Origin of the sequence: Cohnella rhizosphaerae, from assembly GCF_029525575.1 — a bacterium.
Taxonomy (GTDB): domain Bacteria; phylum Bacillota; class Bacilli; order Paenibacillales; family Paenibacillaceae; genus Cohnella; species Cohnella rhizosphaerae.
Window position 1 is genome coordinate 371071 of the sequence record NZ_JAPDIA010000007.1, and the last position, 14988, is coordinate 386058.

Here is a 14988-nt window from a genome sequence, read left to right on the forward strand (position 1 = left end):
TTCTAGCCCGCCGCCGGCGCATCCACGGGCTGTACGCCTTTCCAGCAGGCTTGAATGACCTCGTTCACATGCGCCGGCGTCAATTCGATGACGCCTTGCAGGTGTGCCTTCAGGATGTACACGAACGACCCGTAATGCATTTGCACCATCATGCCGGGATCGAGCGCGATGAACAGCTTCTGCCGAATCGCTTCCTCGTACAATTGGTTCATGGGCGCGCACCAGCCGCCGACATATACGGCCTTTTTCACATCGTCGTAAATATACGGCGAAAAGGAATACTGCTCGATGAACTGGAAGCCTTCGGGATACCGCTCGCCCAGGTCGACGACCCGCCGCCAGCCTAACTCGAATTTCTCGCGAATCGTCTCCCCCTGCGCCAGGCCAGCGCGCACATACTCGCCGTTGAAGGTGACGACGGCTTTGTACAGCTCATTGACGATATCCTCCTTGCTCTGAAAGTAGTGGTAAATGTTGCCCGTCGATACGCGGGACTCCTTCGCGATGAGCGCCATCGAGGTCGCCTGCAATTCCTTGCGGATAATCATGTTCAGCGTCGTCTCGAGCACGGCGCGCTGCACTTTGTTATAATTCTCGAACATTTGGACATCCTCCGTTCCCGATACAAAACGAACGTTCATTCTATTTAGCATAAACGCACGGCTTTTTGCAGTCAATACAAGCCGGCCCGCATAGAGAACCTCGTTTATCCGCAGCATCGGGAACGGGAATAAGCCTGCGTTTATCGGAAGCCCTCGGCCATTTTCTCTAGATACTGCTCGATCGGTACGGCGTTGCGAAGCGCCATGAGACTGTTGCCCGTCGCGCCGACGACAGTGCGGAATTGCTTGCTCTCGCCCGTCGCCTGGGCGACGATGGCGTCGACGATCGTCTGCGGATCGTCCAGCTGGCCGCTATCGGCCGACGCTTCCATTACCTGCTTCAGATTTGCGATCATGTCGTCGTAGTCCTTAATATTCTCGTCGCGGTTCCAGACGATACTGTCTCGGAAGTTATTCCCCGTGGAGCCGCCTTGCTCGATCAATCGGAGCTCGATGTTGAACGGCTTCAGTTCGTAATAGAGACCCTCCGTCAATCCCTCCAAAGCGAACTTGGACATGTTGTAGAGCGATCCGAGCGGCACGGCCGTCGTGATGCCCATGAAGGAGCTGATATTGATGAACATGCCGCCGTTGTTCGCTCTGAAGTGAGGCAAAAATCGGCGAATGACGTTGATCGGTCCTCGCGCATTGACGGCGAATTGCCAATCGATGTCGTCTTCCCGAGCCAATTCAAGCGGACCGTACGTGCCCATGCCGGCGTTGTTGACGACGACGTCGATTCGTCCGAAGGCGGCGATCGCCTGGTCCGCGGCCGAGCGAACCTGCTCGACGTCGGTGACGTCCAATTTAAAAATACGGATGTTGTCGTAGGCCGTCAGCTCGTTTTCCTTTTCCGGCGTACGCATGGTGGCGGCGACGTTCCACCCCATTTGCGCAAAACGAATGGCCGTCAGCTTGCCGAGTCCGGAGCTTGTGCCTGTGATAAAGACTGTTTTTGTTGTCATTGTTATCCCTCCAGCATGATTAGATCGAACGTTCATTCTAATCATAGTTCGCGTGAATCCGGTTGTCAAGAGAGGGGCTGTACGACTGGGAAACGGCGAGCTCGCGAACTTCGCTGACAACGTTTGTCAGCCGATCGGGTGTACGATAGGGACAAGACTGCGGTAGCAGCAACGACGACAAATGAAAGGAGAGTGGACCATGCTTCAACCATCGCATCAATTATATGAGTATCACGTCTGGGCGAACGAGCGGCTGTTCGACCATCTGGCGCAGCTTCCGAAGGAGGCGTTCCATGCCGAGGTGACGAGCGTGTTCCCGTCCGTCTCGCATACGTTCGGGCATATGTACTTGTTCGAACGGCTCTTCATGTCCGTGCTCGCGGGCGTGCCGAACGACGACATTTTTCCGAAGCTCCCAAGCTGGACGGAGGAAGCGCAGGGCCGAACCGCGAACGAGATGCGTCAATTGTTCGCCGGCGTCTCCGGCGAGTTTCGCGACTTGCTGCGGCGTACGCCCGACCCGGACAAGGCGATGACGATCGAGCATCCGATATACGGCCGACTCGATACGCATTTTTCCGAGATTCTGCGGCATGTGGTCAACCACGGTACGTATCACCGGGGCAACGTAACCGCGATGCTGAGACAGCAGGGGCACGCCGGCGTACCGACCGATTATATGTTTTATTTGGTGGAGCGGCAGGCGTCTATCTAAAGATAAAGGCACCCGATGAGGTGCCTTTCTTAACATAATAGAAAGTATAAAATCGGCAAGTAATGCTGTACAGCGCCTCTTCGGCCCGGAATACGCCATAGTCCCGGCAGGTAATGCTGCACAGCGCCTTACGCCCCTCTCTCGCATCGTCGCGCGAGGCGAAAAAGGGGAGAGCTGGATAACGCAGGCTTTCCGGCCGATTGGACGAGCCGAGGCGGAAATGCCTGCCAATCCTATGCAGGCATCATAGGTTATCCCGTGAGCATGCATATTGCGAACAGGAGCGGCGGCGTCCAATCGCCCTCGCTGGCTTCGCTTGCCAACCTTACGATGACGTTAAGCGGAAAGGTTAGCGTGAGATGCAAATGAAAACTGCGGGAGTAACCGAAGGCAAGTCGAGCGAAGATACCGGACTCAGATGACGCTATTTCGTAAAAAAACGGTGCAATTGTGATCATTACGGACTGAAGAGCCGTTATTCACCCAGATCAAGACTAAAATAGTCTCTAATCCCGCAATAGGGGCTCCTGGGTCCGCGAGCGGGCTGCAAAGCGCGATCGGAACAAATATAAGGGCTCCTGAGTCCGTCCGCTGCGCGCCATTGCGCAAACAAAGGCCGCCGGCGGCCTTTTCTTATTTGCCTACATACTTGAACGAATACATATGCGTCTTGGTGAGATCGATCACTTCATGGATGAACGCCTCCTTGGACTCCTTGAAGTCTTGCCGGATCCAATTGAGCACGAGGCCGTAAAAGCCGTAGGCGGTATAGCGTTTAAAGTAATCCATGTTGACGGGGATGTTGTTGATCGTCTCGAAAGTGAATTGCTCCCGGTAGATCTTCAGTATCGTCTGCGGAAATTCCGCGAGCAGTCCCGGCAGCGTGTCGCCGTATTTAATCAGCTCGAAAAAATCCCGGTGTTCGTAAATGTAAGCCACGATATTAAAGGACGGCACGTTCAGCTTCTCCGTATACACTTTTTGTCCAGTAACGTAGGGCTGTCCTACGGCAATCTCCAGTCCATGAAGCATGGAGGTCAGCAAATCCTCCGCAAGCTCGAATTTGTCCTGATAATGCGCGTAAAACGTACTGCGATTATAAGCGGCATAATCGACGATGTCTTTAACGGTTACGGCATGAAATCCTTTCTCTTTGATCAGCTTCGTCAAAGCCGATTTTAAATGATCGTTCGTCCGATCCCGCCGTGGAGACGTGGCGGCTTTGTCGCTATTCAACAAGATGGCCTCCTTTGAAAAAAGACATATTCAAGCGAATTGTCTACGGGATAGACACTCCGCGATTTGTTGATGATTGTTCCCTCCGGTCAGAATAGTACAATTAAATTGTGAACAGGATAGACACATTTGGCACGGTGTCCGGCACGATTACGACATATTTTACTGGAGGCGTCAGCGATGGGCAAACTGCAAAACAAAGTAGCCGTCATAACCGGAGGAGCGTCCGGAATCGGCGCGGCTACGGCAAGATTGTTCGTTTCCGAGGGAGCCAAGGTGGTCCTCGTCGATTTGAACGAAGAAAAAGGCAAGGCGTTCGAGAGCGAGCTCAAGGCGCTTGACGCCGACGCGTTGTTCGTTAAAGCCAATATCACAAACGAAGAAGAAGTCGCCCATATTTTCAAACAAACGATCGAAGCTTTCGGCAAGGTCGATGTCGTGTTCAACAATGCCGGCATCGGGCGCGTTCACTCGTCGCACGACTTGGCCTACTCGGAGTGGCGCAACACCGTGAACGTCGACCTGGACGGCGTCTTCCTGGTCGCGCGCGAAGCGATCCGGGAAATGTTGAAGGCCGGCGGGGGGCACGATCGTAAATACGGCGTCGATGTACGGTTGGGTCGGGTCGCCCGGATCGGCTGCCTACAATGCGGCTAAAGGCGGCGTCATCAACTTGACGCGCTCGCTTGCGCTCGAATATGCCGAACAACATATTCGCATTAACGCATTATGCCCAGGTTTTATCGACACGCCTATCATTCCGGAAGAAAGCAAGGAAGCGTTGGCCGGACTCACGCCGATGAAGCGTCTCGGACAAGCGGAGGAGATGGCGAAAGCCGTCCTGTTCATGGCCTGCGACGATTCGTCATTCATGACCGGCAATAGCTTGACCGTCGACGGCGGCTATACAGCTCAATAAGGAGAGGTGCTCATCATGAGTTCATTTAACGATAAAGTCATCATCATTACGGGCGCGGCAGGCGGCATCGGGAAAGCGACCGCGAAAAAGCTGGCGGACCAAGGCGCGAAGCTCGCGTTGGTGGATTTGAACCTGGAGGCCGTGAACCAGGCGATCGCCGAATTGGGGCTCGACGAATCGCGCGCGATCGCGCTGCAAGCCAACGTGGCAAAGGAAGAAGAGGTCAAGGCGTACGTCGACGCCACGGTCGCGAAGTTCGGCAAGATCGACGGCTTCTTCAACAACGCCGGGATCGAAGGCATTACCGCCAACGTCGAAGATTATCCGACCGAGACGTTCGAGCTGGTGTTCAACGTCAACGTGAAGGGTGCGTTCCTGGGGCTGAAATACGTCGTTCCCGTCATGAAAAAGCAAGGCTACGGCAGTATCGTCAATACGTCCTCGGGTGCGGGATTGATCGGCTCGCCCGGTTTCGTCGGCTACAACAGCTCGAAGCATGCGGTGATTGGCATGACCAAGGTCGTCGCGCTGGAAGCCGCTCCGTACGGCGTCAGAGTGAACGCGGTGGCACCGGGGGTCATCAACACCCGCATGATGCGTCAGATCGAGAAAAATACGGTTCCCGACGATGCCGAGGGCGCAAGAAAAGCGTTCGGCGCCGCGGTGCCGCTAGGCCGATACGGGGAAGCCGAGGAAGTGGCGAGCGTAGCCGTCTTTCTGCTGTCCGACGACGCTTCGTACGTGTCGCAGTCGATCTATACGGTGGATGGCGGCCAGATCAACCAATAAGGCGAGCAAGCAGCGACATAAAAACTCTCCGTTTCCGGAGAGTTTTTTATGTTATCCGTTATAGATTTGCATCCAATTCGCGCCGTCCCGCAGCGGTTCAAAGCCGAAGTTGGCATACAGCCCTTGGGCGTCCTCCGTCACGAGCGCGAAGCGCCTGAGTCCCTGAAGCTCGGGATGATGGACGATCAGCTCCATCATGCGTTTGGACAGTCCCTGGCCGCGATACTCGGCCTCGACGAAGACGTCGGACAAATAAGCGAAAGTCGCCAGATCGGAGATGACTCGTGCGAATCCGGCAAGCTGTCCGTCCTTCGACGAATCGTGCGCGCCGACCACGATCGCGGAGTGGGCCACGGCCCTTTGGAAGACGTCGAACGTCAGCTTTTTCGCCCAATACATGTTGTCGCGCAGGTAGCGGTACGCGAAATCCAGGTCGATCAGCGCCCGGTCCGTCGACAATACGATGCGATCCATATCTCTTTCGCGCCGGCTCATAGCCACTCACCGTCCTCTGGAATGATCGCTTTATCCAGCAACCGGTTTGCGGTTAGACGGGTACGCAGCCTGTCGCGCGTGACATGGCAGTGATTGATGGCATCCATATGAACGGCCGCGACCCGGGTATAGGGCGCATACGCGATGACCCGGCTCACGTCGTCTTCGTCCATCGTGATGGCGTCGCCTACAAGGAATCTCGCTCCGCCTGCATTAACGATGGTCATACCGGGCTTATAAAGATCGAGCGCTTCTTTCACCTCGTCGCACCAGATCGTGTCGCCGGCGATATATAGCGTAGGCTCCCCTTCAGCCTGGAGCACGAAGCCGGACACCGCCCCCATTTTTGCGCCGATCTCGCCTGTCCCGTGCCGACCGTCCGTACGATGGATACGTATGCCCCGGAAGCTCGTCTCGTCTTGGATTGCGGTCGTTCGGGCGAAGCCTGATGACGCGATCGCCTCTCCATCCCCATGCTGGCAAAAGATCCGGGCTGTCTTCGGCAGCGCCTGAAGGGCCGCCGCATCCCAGTGATCGGGATGCAAGTGCGTCACAAGAACGGCATCCGGCTCGAGCCACGCGTCCAATGGGCCAGGCAGCGGGACGAGCGGATTGGGCCGATCGTCGCCGGAATTGGCGATGGGCGGCATCGTCGCCCGGTCGCCGAACATCGGGTCGACCAGGAAGTTGGCTCCCGCATATTCCAACCATAGGCTCGCATGGCGAATCAGCTGGATTTTCATCGGAATACCTCCTCGGAGATTCATCTGTTATGATGATAGCATTAGCGCCTAGGCTTCATATATAGCCGGATGAACGCATTCGGAAGGATTTACTTTCACGCTGAAAGGTGTGGTCTGCCAGTGGCTAACCAAGCGATCGACGATATCGATCTGCGCATTCTCAATGCGCTGTTGCATAACGCGCTCCTCTCCAACAAGGAGATGGGGGAGACGGTCGCGGCGCTCAACAAGCTGCTGGAGGACGTGCTGAAGTACGGCAATTATAAACTGAGCATTTCCATTGAAAAGGTGAAATAGGATTTGTCCCTCGTTAGCGAAGGGATCGAGGAGCTGCGTGAGGCAGCTCCTTTTCATTTTTCCTCCGCCGGACGATCAGCCTGAATCAACAGCTTCACCGCGCCGGCGACGGATGCTCTTAAGGCGTCCAGGTCCTTCGCTGCTTCCGGATTAAGCGATGGGCCGAAGGGATTCGTCGACGCCCAGGCGGTAGAGACCGTCATGATGGCCGTTAGCAAAAAGGCAGGCGGGAGCGTCGAGCTTAAGCGGCCGGCGCTTTGCGCTTGACCGATTTGTCGTATCTTCTCCGCATGGGCATTCTCTCGTTCGGAGGGATTGTCCGTCTTGTGCTCCAGATTGGCCCACATCAGCAGCCGCATGACATCGGGATGCGCCACGGCGAAGTCGAATACGTTAACCGCGAACTCGGGGATGCGGTCCGGCGAGAACGGGATTTCCTCGAACGCGCGCTCGAGGTTTTTTTGAAGCACGGTCGTAAAAAGCGTTTCTTTGCTTTCAAAATAAACGTAGATCAAGTTTTTGTTGCACCCGGCGGATTTGGCAATGCGATCGACTCTTGCGCCGGCAATTCCATAGGCGGAGAACTCGTCCATCGCGGCGTCCAGAATTCGCTCGCGCGTCGCTTCGGCATTTTTCATCGGTTGCTCATCCTTACTTTGTATTAGCGATACCGCGTCATTTCTGCCTAGTATACCACTTGACTAACCGGTTAGAACATTCTATATTATAACTAACCGGTTAGTTACAAATAAATCGGAACTCCTCGAAAGAAGGTTATAACGATGGAACATCGGACTTGGTTGATCACGGGAATCAGCAGCGGCTTCGGCCGGCATATGACCGAGCAGCTGCTGGAGCGAGGCGATCGCGTAGCCGGCACCGTGCGCAATCTCCACGCGGCGGACGATCTGAAGGCGGCATACGGCGATCGGCTGTGGATCGCGAAGCTGGACGTGACGGATACGGCGGGCATTTATACGGTCGTCAACGAGGCATTCGAGCAGTTAGGCCGCATTGACGCGGTAGTCAGCAATGCCGGCTATGGCCTGATCGGCGCGGCGGAGGAGCTGACCGACGAGCAAATTATCCATCAGATCAATACCAATCTGGTCGGCTCCATCCAGCTGGTGCGCGCAGCGCTGCCGCACTTGCGCGCGCAAGGCGGCGGACGTATCATTCAGCTCTCTACGGTCAGGGGGCCAAGCCGCTTTCCCGGGAGGCTCCCTGTACCACGCGACGAAGTGGGGGATCGAGGGCTTCGCCGAAGCGGTCATGCAGGAGGTCGCGCCGTTCAACATCGGCGTGACCATCGTGGAGCCGGGCGGGGCGCGCACGAATTTCAGGCACCACAGCTTGAAGCTGGGGCCGCGGATGGAGGCCTACGATATCTCTCCGGCTGCGGGCGCCAGGCGTATCGCCGAAGATAAGACGGCTGTATCCAGGGGGGATCCTGCAAAAATGGCTAAGATCATAATCGACAGCGTCGACCAGCATCCGGCGCCGAAGCGGATCGCGCTGGGCAGCGATTCCTACCAGGCGATCCATCGCGCGCTCACCGGCCGACTCGCGGAGCTTGAGGCGCAGCGGGGAGCTCGCTTTCTCGACGGATTTTCCGGAAGGGCAGTAACCTCCTGATCGGATAGTTCGGGACAGTTCCAGATAATGACATGCTATGCTGGATAAAAAAGGCGGAGAGCGCATGACCGAGCATTACGGGCTGCGTCCTTTGAAGGTACTCGAGGATTATGAAGGATCGGCAGCGCTGTTGAACGTCTTCTTCTCCGAGCCGATATCCGCCGAGCGCCTGAAGGAAGACGATGCGAACCTGTACGAGGTCGGACATACGTATATGGACGACAATGGGCTGCTGGCTGGCATGACCGCACGCGTTCGGCGGGCGAGCGTGCGGGAGCGGCAGGGGCGAGAATAGCGCAAATCTGCGCTAATATGAGCGTGTCGTCGTCGCCGATGACGAGCTGATCGTCGACTATGTCTGGTCGTGGCGGGCGCCTTGGACCGAACCGGGCCGTCTCAATAATACGGTCGTCGTGAAAAAAGAATATCGCGGACAAGGCATCGGAGGGCAGCTACTGCAGTACCTCGTGCAGTGGGGCGAAGGGCTGGGGGCAACCAAGCTCGTCGCCGAGATCTGGGACGACGACCCTGCAGCGCGGCTGTTCGCCGAGCACAGAGGCTTCTCCGTGGACCGGCATGCGTTTCATGGGCGAGGTGCCAGACCGGGCGCAATGGTCGAAGTGGCACTTGCGGGTCGAGGGTTACGCCCCCGAACGGGTATTGCTCGCCGTGGACGTGAAGGACGGCCGGTACGTCGCCGTATCGAATATACCTTACAAGGAAGCGACCGGCGGCATGTACCGCGAATATACCGGCGTCCGCCGGGAATACCGGGGCCGCAAGATCGCGCAAGCGCTGAAGATCCGCGCCGTTCAACTCGCGAAGCGACAGGGCGCCGTCTACTTGAAGACGGATAACGATTCTTCAAACGGTCCTATCCTTAAAGTCAATCAAAACCTGGGTTATGTGCCGCTGCGGGGCTCCTATCGCATCGCCGGAGACCTAGGGCAAGTCAAGGAAGCGATCGCGAATCGCGGGAAATAAAAAACGGCTCTTCGGATGGACGCGCTTAAGGCGCCCATCGGAAGAGCCGTTTATCATTTACACGGTCTTATGTTTTCGGTCACCTTCGTCAGGAACGAACAAGTCGCCGCTCTCGCAAAGCTTGACGAAGGCCGAGACGCAATCGGGATCGAAGTGCGTGCCGCTCCCCTCGACGATGACCTGCAGCGCGCGCGCCTGCGGCCAAGGCTCGCGGTAGGACCTGCGCGAAGTCAACGCGTCGTACACGTCCGCGACGGCAAGGATTCTCGCGGGCAGCGAGATTTCCGTGCCTTTCAGCTTGTCGGGGTACCCCGTGCCGTCCCACTTTTCGTGATGGTGGCGGATGACGGACAGCTCTTCGGTCATAAAACCGATATACTTGCACATCTCGTAGCCGGCCACCGGATGCTGTTCGATGACGAGCCGCTCGTCCGGATCCAATTTGCCCGGCTTGTTCAGAATCTCGCCCGGGGTCTGCGTCTTCCCGACGTCGTGAATGAGTCCGCCGCGGGCGAGCGCCAGCAGCAGCTCGGGATCGAGCTTCATGGCCTGGGCCAGCTGCACGCCGTACATGGCGACGCGGTAGTTGTGGCCCGCCGTATAAGCATCCTTCGTCTCCGTGGCGGCGATCAAATTTTGCATGCTGCCGGAGATGCTGATGCGCAGCTGGCCTTGCGGCGAATGCCGATCGCGCTGTTGAACGGTGTGCGTCACCGCGACGTTCGACCGGTACTGGGCGATAATGCCGTACAACAGCAGCAATGCCGACGCGGCGAGAACGACATGGTACAGCCACCAGGCGAGGGTCCACATCATCGTGCTGATCATGAAGCACTCCGTGATCGCCAGCAGCACGGCGCCGAATACGATGGCGGCATGCAGGGGAAATCGAACGACCCGGAACTGCCGGTAATATCGGACGGCTGCGAAAATGAACAGGAGGACGGTAATCGCCGCCATAACGTAGTTCAACGGCTCGATATCGATCGGTATGAATTCGGAAAGGTCGGGATTCACCAGCGCGGCCATATTCAACAGGACGATGAGCGTCACCCAGCCGACGACGATCCCCCTGCGGTGCTTGGATAGCAGGCGAATCGCGGGGTGGTCCGAGGACAGGGTGGACAGGCATATCCATACCGCGCAGGTCGTCAGCGCGACTTGAGAGGAGACGCCGGCCAAATGGTACTGGTCGTGGATAATGAATCCCGGGGTCGACAGCGCATGGATCAGAAAAAATCCGTTCAACGAGAAGATGGCCAGCGCCAGCATGAGGACGCTCATATCCCGCAGCCGGATCCCGGTCCAGCCGAGGATGACCGCGCTGATCGCCAAAGTCAGCAGCGTCGGGGAAATGACGTAAAAATGGAAGCGAGGCAAATCCCACATCGTATCGCGGCCGGGGAAAGAATCCAGGTAAGCGTAGGCCAGAAGAAGAACGACAGACGTTATCGACATGATGCGGATCAAAACGCGCGGTGAACGCGGCATGGTCGTTCCAACCTTTCCGGTTTTTAGCTAACTTCCTTCGCCTGTAGCCAAAATTCGACATAAACCCTGTTGAATCCTGCCGGAGGCGACGACCGTTAGCGTATAAATCGGGAGGAGGAATCGCGAGCTTCAGGTTGTCTGGGAGCCTTCGGAGCTTCGGGAGCTCAAGGCGCTCAAGGCGCTCAAGGCGCTTCGGGAAGCCGACGCCCCTTGTAAAGCTTCAGCGAGGCGACGATAAGAAAGCTGATGATGACGAGCAGCAAGCCAGGAGCTGATCTTGCCGAGCGGAACGAGATGCCAGGCGCCGGATTGATTCGGATACTGCCAGGCGTTGAAGAAGGTGGCGACATTCTCGGCGATCCAGATAAAGAAGCCGATCAGCGCGAACGAGAGGACGACCGGCATCCGGTAGCGGCGGCGCCCGACTTGGTAGGTCACCCAGGCCCGCCGGAACACGATGAGCACGAGGGCCGACAGCCACCAGCGAAGATCGATCCAATAATGGTGCGTAAAAAAAATTCAAATAAATGGAGGCCGCCAGCGGAACGGCCAACCGGAGAGGCGGCCAGCCTTCCAGGCGGACATGCATGCGCCGCCAGGCCTGGCAGAGGTAGCTGGCCACGCTGGCATACATGAAACCGCTGTAGAGCGGCACGCCGCCGATCTTCGCCCAGCCCGCCTCGGGGTACGACCAGGACCCCATATGCACCTTGAACAGCTCCAGCGCGAGGCCGATCAGATGGAAGACGGTGATCACCTTCAGCTCGTCGCGCGTCTCGAGTCCGGCGAGCAGCATCCAGGCCTGCATGGCCAGGCAGATAATCAGCAGCCAGTCGTAGCGAGGCAGCCACGGCAGGGAAAATTGCTGCGTCGCGGCGAGCGAGACGAAGATGACGACGGGAAATACGCAGGACAGCGATTGCACCCAGCCGAACCGCACGAGCTGCCGCAGAACGCGGGGAATGCCGACCGTGTCGGCCGCTCTCCTCAGGCTTAGCAGATTCATCGCCCGGCCTCCTCTTCATCGTCGACGTATTCGAGCAGGTCGCCGGGCTGACACTTCAGCGCCCTGCAGATCGCCTCCAGCGTCGAGATGCGGATCGCCTTCGCCTTCCCGTTTTTGAGAATGGACAGGTTGGCCATCGTGATCCCGACCCGCTCCGACAGCTCGGTCACGCTCATTTTCCGCTTTGCCAGCATGACATCGATATTGATGACAATCGCCACATCGTTCACCTCAGATCGTTAAGTCGTTTTCCGCTTTAATGTCGATGGCGTTCTGGAGCAGCTTCTGAAGCACGGCGGCGAAGACGGCGATCACGAAGGAAGCGAACGCGACGACCAGGCCGAGGGCCATGACGCCGGGGGCATCGTCTTTTTCGGCGATCCGGTAGAGGAACGGCAGGCATGCTATATACAGGAGACTGATCGCGCAAGCGCAATATTTGATGATGTGGAGCGCCCGGACGGACAATATCGAGAAAGCTTTGTTGTCGTCGATATAGCGCAAGAGGCGCAGCGCCTGAACCAGTGCGGCAAAAAAAGGGAATCGCCGAGGCGTACATGCCTATGAACAGGGGCAAATAAGTCGACGTCGGATAATTCGCGGCCGCTTCGTCAAAGGTCGAAGGCAGCCCGATGACGCACAAGGCAAGAATCGCGATTCCGATCAGAAAGACGACTGCCCTCAGCATGAGCGTTTTCCGTTTCATTTCCAGCACCCCGCTTAAGTATGGTGAACAGAGCGTACCACGACATTTATCGTTTTACAATAAATTTATTTCGATTAAGAGAACATATTTGCCGATAAATAAAAACACCCAACTGCTCCGGCGCGTGCCGGAGAGCTGGGTGTTCGCGCGGACGGCGGTCCGCTTTATTCAATCGCGCTTTTCGTCGCTTCGTAGATCTTTTCCGCGTATTGGTCGATCTCGTCCCGCGACATGCGCAGGCGTGCGACCGAGGTGCCGTAGCCGATCTCCGTCAGCCCCGCTTCAAGCTCCTGGAAGATGCCGTCCGCGAAAGCGTCGAGCGGTTCGCCTTGAACGTGCAGCCCGGTGCCTCCCAGATCCGTATTGACGGCGGGCGGCGCGACCTCGATCACCTCCACGGAGGTGTTCGACAGCTGAAGCCTCAGGCTCATGGTGAAGGAATGAAGCGCCGCCTTCGACGCCGAATAGATCGGCGCGATCGCAAATGGCGTAAAGGCCAGGCCGGACGTCACGTTGATGATCGCCGACGCATCTTTGGCCGCAAAAAACGGAGCGAACAGCATCGAGAGGTGGAACGGAGCCTCGATGTTGGTGGCGATCTCTTGGCTTAGCGCAGCCCAGTCGTTTTTCGCATCCGCCTTCAGCACGTTGAAGCGCAGCTGGATGCCTGCGTTGTTCACCAATACGTTGACTTCCGGATGGTTCGCCGTTACCCATTCGAACAAGGCCGTCCGCTCCGACCCGATAGCCAGATCGCATACGCGAGCGATAAGGTCCGGATATTTCTCCTTTGCTTGCCGCAGCGCTTGTTCGCGTCTGCCGCACACGATGACGCGGTTGCCCGCCTTCAGAAATCGCTCCGCGAAGGCGAGGCCGATGCCGGCGCTGCCGCCCGTGATCAGGATCGTATTGCCCGACAGTTTCATGCGCGTTCCTCTTCTCCGTTTATTTTTTTCCGAGCTCCCTGGCGTACCGATCGATCTTGTAGTCGATGCCCTTCAAGCTTTCCGTCATCAACGCGATCTCGTCCAGCACCGCCTGCTTGTGACGGTTCATCATCTCGAGCCGGCGTTCGAGCGTGCGCTCGCCCTCTACGATCCAATCCACGTATTGCTTGATGTCGCTGATGGGCATATGCGTATTTTTCAAGCACATCACGGTGCCGAGGAGTGCCATCTGATCGTCCGAAAAGATCCGTCTCCCGGCCTTGTCGCGCTCGACTAGCGGCAGCAGCCCCTTTTTTTCGTAGTAGCGAATCGTGGAATCCGGAATATCGAGCTCCGCCGCCGCTTCCCCGATGGAACGGTACTTCATCTGGAGGCCTCCAAATTCATTCGATTGAGTCGACAACTATAGGATACGACTTGAACCGTGGTTTAAGTCAACAGGGGGGAACGGACAAGCCTTTGTTGCGGGCATTCTCACGGGATATACTATACGAAAAGATAAACAATGCGACGGAGGTCGAATCGGTGCGGAAGCATGGGGCTTGGCGGAAGTCGAGCATCAGCCGAGGAACAATCGGATGAAGGCGATTTAGTCCGATCGGCAGGCCTGGAATTTAAAGACGCGGAAGGGAGGTCGCCGCATGGACGTCAATCAACTGATCGCGCTATGGAATCATGCCGAATGCAAAGTCGTGGACGTTCGCCGTACCACGATCGGAGCGAGCGAATCTGTCTACCGCTACCGCGTGCCCTCCAGTTTGTTTCTGATCTCGGTTCGCGGCGAAGCCGAGGCTCATGTCGGCCGCGAAGTTCACCGCATGCAGCGCGTCACCGTGCTTCATGCAGGCAAGGGCGCCGTGCTCGACCTCGTCGCGGGCAGCGCGGGTTTGGATTACTATAGCGTTTATTACAAGGTTGTCATAGGCGCTGCGATCCCTTCCGAGCTAGCCGCATCGTTGGAGGAGGATCGGCCTCAGGACCGATCCTACAGCTTCGCGCCGGACAATCCGGCAGCGCTGCACCGGATCGCGGGCGAAATGTTCAGGGCCTGGGGAAAAGGCAGCCATTAGCGCTTTTGCGCGTCCGGACGCTGCTCTATCAATTCGCGCATGAGCTGCTGCAGCAGATGGGAGAGCTTGGCCAACGCCCGGCCAAGCGCGATTTGGCCGCCCAGGTCGCCGCCATCATCCACGAACATTATGCGGAGACTATCACGCTTGAATCGCTATCGGAGAGCCTGAACTACAGCGTTCCCCATCTATCCTCGTACTTCAAGCTCCGTACGGGACTCAGCCCGATCGATTATTTGATTAAGGTGCGCATCGACAAGGCGGCGGCGCTGCTGCGCGAGACGGATGCGACGCTGAAGGAAATCGCAGCGGGTATCGGATATCAAGATTCGGGCTATCTGGGCAGACTGTTCAAAAAAGTATAAAGGCGTCTCTCCCATCCGTTACA

The 14988-nt window shown here is 57.2% G+C and carries 18 protein-coding genes and 5 pseudogenes; 11 read left to right on the forward strand and 12 right to left on the reverse strand.

All coding sequences use genetic code 11. The features are described 5' to 3' along the window. Positions 1–2: 2 nt before the first annotated feature. Entirely contained in the window at positions 3–602 is a 600-nt protein-coding gene (locus OMP40_RS19510; protein WP_277533848.1) for a TetR/AcrR family transcriptional regulator, read from the reverse strand. 140 nt (positions 603–742) lie between these two features. Further along, a complete protein-coding gene (locus OMP40_RS19515; protein ID WP_277533851.1) occupies positions 743–1567 on the reverse strand; it encodes an SDR family oxidoreductase in 825 nt (274 codons plus the stop codon). A gap of 199 nt (positions 1568–1766) precedes the next feature. Between OMP40_RS19515 and OMP40_RS19520 the strand changes: the two genes are divergently transcribed. After that, positions 1767–2282, forward strand: coding sequence for a DinB family protein (locus OMP40_RS19520; RefSeq protein ID WP_277533852.1), 516 nt, complete (start codon positions 1767–1769; stop codon positions 2280–2282). Positions 2283–2915: 633 nt separating this feature from the next. Here OMP40_RS19520 and OMP40_RS19525 read toward each other — a convergent pair. After that, positions 2916–3518 carry a TetR/AcrR family transcriptional regulator gene (locus OMP40_RS19525; RefSeq protein WP_277533854.1) on the reverse strand — a complete coding sequence of 201 codons (603 nt, stop codon included), beginning with the start codon at positions 3516–3518 and terminating at the stop codon, positions 2916–2918. 180 nt (positions 3519–3698) lie between these two features. On the opposite strand from OMP40_RS19525, the pseudogene OMP40_RS19530 reads away from it, so the two are divergent. Beyond that, positions 3699–4437 (forward strand): annotated as a pseudogene (locus tag OMP40_RS19530) (SDR family NAD(P)-dependent oxidoreductase). Positions 4438–4452: 15 nt separating this feature from the next. Continuing rightward, positions 4453–5226 carry an SDR family NAD(P)-dependent oxidoreductase gene (locus tag OMP40_RS19535; protein ID WP_277533856.1) on the forward strand — a complete coding sequence of 258 codons (774 nt, stop codon included), beginning with the start codon at positions 4453–4455 and terminating at the stop codon, positions 5224–5226. Between the two features lie 51 nt (positions 5227–5277). Here the strand turns inward: OMP40_RS19535 and OMP40_RS19540 are convergent, their stop codons facing one another. Both OMP40_RS19540 and OMP40_RS19545 read right to left on the reverse strand, forming a co-directional pair. Next, on the reverse strand, positions 5278–5700 hold the full coding sequence (locus OMP40_RS19540) for a GNAT family N-acetyltransferase (RefSeq protein WP_277533858.1): 423 nt from the start codon (positions 5698–5700) through the stop codon (positions 5278–5280). A 17-nt stretch (positions 5701–5717) separates the two neighbouring features. Beyond that, on the reverse strand, positions 5718–6464 hold the full coding sequence (locus tag OMP40_RS19545; RefSeq protein ID WP_277533860.1) for an MBL fold metallo-hydrolase: 747 nt from the start codon (positions 6462–6464) through the stop codon (positions 5718–5720). A 120-nt stretch (positions 6465–6584) separates the two neighbouring features. Here OMP40_RS19545 and OMP40_RS19550 point away from each other — a divergent pair, with 120 nt between their 5' ends. Then, complete coding sequence (locus OMP40_RS19550; RefSeq protein WP_277533862.1) at positions 6585–6761, forward strand: AsnC family transcriptional regulator; 177 nt, start codon at positions 6585–6587, stop codon at positions 6759–6761. A 53-nt stretch (positions 6762–6814) separates the two neighbouring features. On the opposite strand, the gene OMP40_RS19555 is transcribed toward OMP40_RS19550, so the two are convergent. After that, positions 6815–7399 (reverse strand): TetR/AcrR family transcriptional regulator, encoded by a 585-nt coding sequence (locus OMP40_RS19555; protein ID WP_277533863.1) that lies wholly within the window; start codon positions 7397–7399, stop codon positions 6815–6817. Positions 7400–7597: 198 nt separating this feature from the next. Here OMP40_RS19555 and OMP40_RS40240 point away from each other — a divergent pair. From OMP40_RS40240 to OMP40_RS19570, 5 genes and pseudogenes are all read left to right on the forward strand, one after another. Beyond that, positions 7598–7915: pseudogene (locus OMP40_RS40240) on the forward strand (SDR family NAD(P)-dependent oxidoreductase); the annotation flags it as partial. A 304-nt stretch (positions 7916–8219) separates the two neighbouring features. Further along, the gene (locus OMP40_RS40245) at positions 8220–8396 is read left to right on the forward strand and encodes a hypothetical protein (protein WP_338131185.1); all 177 of its coding nucleotides are present in this window, start codon (positions 8220–8222) and stop codon (positions 8394–8396) included. Positions 8397–8460: 64 nt separating this feature from the next. Beyond that, positions 8461–8691: a hypothetical protein gene (locus OMP40_RS19565; protein ID WP_277533865.1), complete on the forward strand. Its 231-nt coding sequence runs from the start codon at positions 8461–8463 to the stop codon at positions 8689–8691. Positions 8692–8725: 34 nt separating this feature from the next. Further along, a pseudogene (locus OMP40_RS41995) lies at positions 8726–8950 on the forward strand (GNAT family N-acetyltransferase); the annotation flags it as partial. A 22-nt stretch (positions 8951–8972) separates the two neighbouring features. Continuing rightward, complete coding sequence (locus tag OMP40_RS19570; protein WP_277533867.1) at positions 8973–9380, forward strand: GNAT family N-acetyltransferase; 408 nt, start codon at positions 8973–8975, stop codon at positions 9378–9380. Positions 9381–9437: 57 nt separating this feature from the next. On the opposite strand, the gene OMP40_RS19575 is transcribed toward OMP40_RS19570, so the two are convergent. The 6 genes and pseudogenes from OMP40_RS19575 to OMP40_RS19600 form a co-directional block, all read right to left on the reverse strand. Further along, entirely contained in the window at positions 9438–10838 is a 1401-nt protein-coding gene (locus OMP40_RS19575) for an HD-GYP domain-containing protein (RefSeq protein WP_277533870.1), read from the reverse strand. Between the two features lie 215 nt (positions 10839–11053). Next, positions 11054–11877, reverse strand: a pseudogene (locus tag OMP40_RS19580) (DUF817 domain-containing protein). Next, positions 11874–12098 carry a helix-turn-helix domain-containing protein gene (locus tag OMP40_RS19585; protein WP_277533872.1) on the reverse strand — a complete coding sequence of 75 codons (225 nt, stop codon included), beginning with the start codon at positions 12096–12098 and terminating at the stop codon, positions 11874–11876. Before OMP40_RS19585 ends, OMP40_RS19580 begins: the two are co-directional and overlap by 4 nt. Before the next feature lie 10 nt (positions 12099–12108). Next, positions 12109–12583, reverse strand: a pseudogene (locus OMP40_RS19590) (DUF2975 domain-containing protein). A gap of 164 nt (positions 12584–12747) precedes the next feature. Further along, positions 12748–13509 carry an SDR family oxidoreductase gene (locus OMP40_RS19595; protein WP_277533875.1) on the reverse strand — a complete coding sequence of 254 codons (762 nt, stop codon included), beginning with the start codon at positions 13507–13509 and terminating at the stop codon, positions 12748–12750. A 19-nt stretch (positions 13510–13528) separates the two neighbouring features. Beyond that, positions 13529–13897, reverse strand: coding sequence for a MerR family transcriptional regulator (locus OMP40_RS19600; RefSeq protein WP_277533877.1), 369 nt, complete (start codon positions 13895–13897; stop codon positions 13529–13531). A 274-nt stretch (positions 13898–14171) separates the two neighbouring features. Between OMP40_RS19600 and OMP40_RS19605 the strand changes: the two genes are divergently transcribed. After that, entirely contained in the window at positions 14172–14600 is a 429-nt protein-coding gene (locus OMP40_RS19605; protein WP_277533879.1) for a hypothetical protein, read from the forward strand. A gap of 5 nt (positions 14601–14605) precedes the next feature. Further along, on the forward strand, positions 14606–14965 hold the full coding sequence (locus tag OMP40_RS19610; RefSeq protein WP_277533881.1) for a helix-turn-helix domain-containing protein: 360 nt from the start codon (positions 14606–14608) through the stop codon (positions 14963–14965). The last annotated feature ends 23 nt before the right edge of the window (positions 14966–14988 follow it).

Excerpts from the sequence above, each read along its gene's own strand:
- OMP40_RS19510 (WP_277533848.1), bottom strand. The coding sequence starts at position 602 with ATGTTCGAGAATTATAACAAAGTGCAGCGCGCCGTGCTCGAGACGACG.
- OMP40_RS19515 (WP_277533851.1), bottom strand. The coding sequence starts at position 1,567 with ATGACAACAAAAACAGTCTTTATCACAGGCACAAGCTCCGGACTCGGC.
- OMP40_RS19520 (WP_277533852.1), top strand. The coding sequence starts at position 1,767 with ATGCTTCAACCATCGCATCAATTATATGAGTATCACGTCTGGGCGAAC.
- OMP40_RS19535 (WP_277533856.1), top strand. The coding sequence starts at position 4,453 with ATGAGTTCATTTAACGATAAAGTCATCATCATTACGGGCGCGGCAGGC.
- OMP40_RS19540 (WP_277533858.1), bottom strand. The coding sequence starts at position 5,700 with ATGGATCGCATCGTATTGTCGACGGACCGGGCGCTGATCGACCTGGAT.
- OMP40_RS19545 (WP_277533860.1), bottom strand. The coding sequence starts at position 6,464 with ATGAAAATCCAGCTGATTCGCCATGCGAGCCTATGGTTGGAATATGCG.
- OMP40_RS19555 (WP_277533863.1), bottom strand. The coding sequence starts at position 7,399 with ATGAAAAATGCCGAAGCGACGCGCGAGCGAATTCTGGACGCCGCGATG.
- OMP40_RS40245 (WP_338131185.1), top strand. The coding sequence starts at position 8,220 with ATGGCTAAGATCATAATCGACAGCGTCGACCAGCATCCGGCGCCGAAG.
- OMP40_RS19565 (WP_277533865.1), top strand. The coding sequence starts at position 8,461 with ATGACCGAGCATTACGGGCTGCGTCCTTTGAAGGTACTCGAGGATTAT.
- OMP40_RS19570 (WP_277533867.1), top strand. The coding sequence starts at position 8,973 with ATGCGTTTCATGGGCGAGGTGCCAGACCGGGCGCAATGGTCGAAGTGG.
- OMP40_RS19575 (WP_277533870.1), bottom strand. The coding sequence starts at position 10,838 with ATGTCGATAACGTCTGTCGTTCTTCTTCTGGCCTACGCTTACCTGGAT.
- OMP40_RS19595 (WP_277533875.1), bottom strand. The coding sequence starts at position 13,509 with ATGAAACTGTCGGGCAATACGATCCTGATCACGGGCGGCAGCGCCGGC.
- OMP40_RS19600 (WP_277533877.1), bottom strand. The coding sequence starts at position 13,897 with ATGAAGTACCGTTCCATCGGGGAAGCGGCGGCGGAGCTCGATATTCCG.
- OMP40_RS19605 (WP_277533879.1), top strand. The coding sequence starts at position 14,172 with ATGGACGTCAATCAACTGATCGCGCTATGGAATCATGCCGAATGCAAA.